The following is a 2,926-nucleotide window of genomic DNA, read 5'->3' as shown; positions in this document are numbered from 1 at the left end:
GGGAGATGTACCACGGCAATTGAGCAGCAAGGCAAAGGAAGGCTAGCGGTTGCAGCAGTGCCCGATGGTTTTCTCCCCCTCTCCCGCGTGCGGGAGAGGGGCGGGGGAAAGGGAACAGCCGTTCCAAAGCGTACGTCGTCAGCCAGGACGTACGCCCTTGCCCTCTCCCCCAACCCCTCTCCCGCTCGCGGGAGAGGGGAGCGACAGCTCTTTCTCCGCGGCTTCCTGCAAGAGGTAGAGCGCAGCGACGGCCCGCTCTCCGCGGCTGCGCTCACCGCCCCTTGAAATGCCGCAGGAAATCGACGAACACCTCCGCCGCCAGCTGCGCGTCCTCCGCGGTAATGGTCTCCAGCGGGTTGTGGCTGATGCCGCCGTTGCCGCAGCGGACGAACAGCATCGCCACGTCGGTGATCCGCTGCATCATCATCGCGTCGTGCCCGGCACCGGACGGCAGCTCGAAGGCCTGCAGGCCGCGCTTGTTCAGCACCGCCGCGAATTGCTCGCGCAGCCACGGCGCGCACGGCGCGTTGTTGACCGGCGGCACCCGTTCCACCTCGGCACGCACGCCGCGGCGCGCGGCGATCGCGTCGATGCCGGCGACGATATCGGCGATCGCGGCCTCGCGCACGGCATCCTCGCCGGCGCGGATATCCATCGAGAAGTGGCACGCGGCGGGAATCACGTTGCTCGAGCCGTTCGGCACCTGCAGCTGGCCCACCGTGCCGACCAGCGTTGGCGCCTGCGCGCAGCGCGACTCGACCAGCAGCACCATCTCGGCGGCCGCGGCGGCCGCATCCTTGCGCATCGTCATCGGCGTGGTGCCGGCATGGCTGGCCAGCCCCTCGACCCGCACCTGGAAGCGGCTGCTGCCGGCGATCTGCGTGACGATGCCCAGCGGCAGGTCATGGTGCAGCAGCACCGGTCCCTGTTCGATATGGACCTCGACGAAGGCGAGCAGCGTCGCCGGGTCGACCGCGGCCGTGCGCAGCGCCTCGGGATCGCCGCCGCCCGGCAGACCGGATTGCGCCAGCACCTGCGCCAGCGTGATGCCGTCGGCGTCGGCGCGCGCCAGCAGCGCCGGGTCGAAGCGGCCGGCCAGCACGCTGCTGGCCAGGAAGCTGGTCTTGAAGCGCAGCCCCTCCTCCTCGGCGAAGCCGACCACCTCGAAATGGTAGGGCAGCCGGATGCCGGCCTCGTTCAGCGCGCCGACCACCGCGATCGGCAGCAGGATGCCGAGCCGGCCGTCATAGCGCCCGCCGTTGCGGACCGTGTCGAAGTGCGAACCGGTCATCAGTACCTTTGCATCCGGGCCGGCGGACGGATCGGCCTCGTAGCGGCCGATCACGTTGCCGATCGCATCGACGCGCACCTGCATGCCTGCCGCGCGCATGCGCTCGGCCAGCATCGCGGCGGCGGCGCGATGGGCCGGCGTCAGATAGGCGCACGTGAGGCCGCCCTCCATATCGGAGAAGCGCGCGAGCGCATCGGCGGCATCGAGAATGGACTGGCCAAGGGAAGGAGAGGGGGAATGCATGTGCTGGCTCTTCGGTACGTCGATGGGAAGGAGGGTCATGCGGCGAACGTCATGCCGTCTCGGCGGACGGCACGCGCTCGCGCTGCAGCAGCGCCGCGGCCGCCGAGCCGCTGCGCGTCGCCGCTTCGATGGTGGCCGGATACGGTCCGTATGCCCGGTCGGGCCCGTCGGTATAGTCGCCGGCCAGCGCCAGGCGCGGCACGCCGATATCGTTGCCGGGACGCGCCAGGCCCGGCACGCAGCGGAACGTGGCCAGGCGTTCGGCGATCACGAATTCGCCGCGCGCATCGGCAAGGCGCGCGGCATCGCCGATGCAGGGCGCCAGTTGCGCGGCAAGCTGCGCGCGCACGCGCCGCGCCAGTTCCGCCTGCGGCATCGCTGCGGCATCGTCGGCCGCGCTGATCACGACCGACCAGACGTTGTCGCGGTCCGGCGCGGCCGATGCGTCGGGTTCGGTCGACAGCGCGGCGCGATCGAAGACGAACTGACCCGGCGCGGCGGCGCTGGCGTCGAGCGCAAGAAACGGACGCGGCAGGCGCAGCGCGCCGACGTTCAGATACAGCGTGACGATCGGCACATGGTCGAACGCCTGCAGCTTCGCCGCGGCCGCCTGCAGCGCGGGCTGGTGCGAGCGATGCGTGATCTGCGCCAGCAGCCGCGCCGCCTGCCGCGGCGCGGTGGCGATGACCAACTGCGCGACTTCCTGCTGGCCGGCACCGGTCTGCAGCAGCCAGCCGTGCTGGGCTTGCGAGATCTGCTGTACCGCGGCGCCGGTCCGCACCGTGCCGCCCGCGGCAACGATCGCCTGCGCGGCGGCCTCGGGAAACAGCCGGCTCAGGTCCCGGCGCGGCACCAGCATGTCGCTGTCGCCGCGCGCCGCCAGCAGGCTGTCGCGCAGCACGCGGCGGAATACGCGGGCATCGGCCTGTTCGGCCGGCGTGTTCAGCGCGGCCACGCACAGCGGGAACCACAGGCGTTCCCGCAGCGACGACGGTGCCTGCGCCAGCCACGCGGCGACGGTCTCGCCGGCGGTGCCGGCATCGGTGCCATCGACTGCATCTTCGGCATCGTCCGCATCGCGGTCGGCGCGCAGCCGCGACAGCGCCCGCGCCAATGCAGCGCGCTCGCGCCAGCCCAGTCCACGGGCGGTCAGGCCCATGCCGAGCAGATGCCAGGGCGCCGGCAGGCGCGGCGCCTGCAGCTGCCAGCCGTCGGCATAGGCCATCTGCAGCGGCAGCCGCAGCAGCGCGGCATCGGGATCGACGCCGGCGCGGCGCATCAGCGCGAGGGTATGGCGATAGGCGCCGAGCAGCAGATGCTGGCCGTTGTCGAGTTCGCCTGCCACCTGCGGATGACGCCGGGCGACGCGGCGCGCGCGGCCGCCGAGCACCG

2 protein-coding genes are annotated in these 2,926 nt (G+C 72.0%); both read right to left on the bottom strand.

Annotation, left to right across the window (positions count from 1 at the left end; all coding sequences use genetic code 11):
* Window positions 1–271: 271 nt before the first annotated feature.
* A complete protein-coding gene (locus B551_RS15935; protein ID WP_023264516.1) occupies window positions 272–1,534 on the bottom strand; it encodes a Zn-dependent hydrolase in 1,263 nt (420 codons plus the stop codon).
* A 49-nt stretch (window positions 1,535–1,583) separates the two neighbouring features.
* The coding region (gene hpnE / locus B551_RS15930) for a hydroxysqualene dehydroxylase HpnE (RefSeq protein ID WP_023264515.1) at window positions 1,584–2,926 on the bottom strand (1,343 nt) is incomplete at its 5' end.

Source organism: Cupriavidus sp. HPC(L), assembly GCF_000307735.3.
In the GTDB taxonomy this organism is placed as follows: Bacteria; Pseudomonadota; Gammaproteobacteria; order Burkholderiales; family Burkholderiaceae; genus Cupriavidus.
Note: the sequence above shows the minus strand (reverse complement) of the source record. Positions and strands in the feature narration are given on the sequence as shown.

Bases quoted from the DNA above. Each gene is read 5' to 3' on its own strand.
- B551_RS15935 (WP_023264516.1), bottom strand. From the start codon at position 1,534: ATGCATTCCCCCTCTCCTTCCCTTGGCCAGTCCATTCTCGATGCCGCC.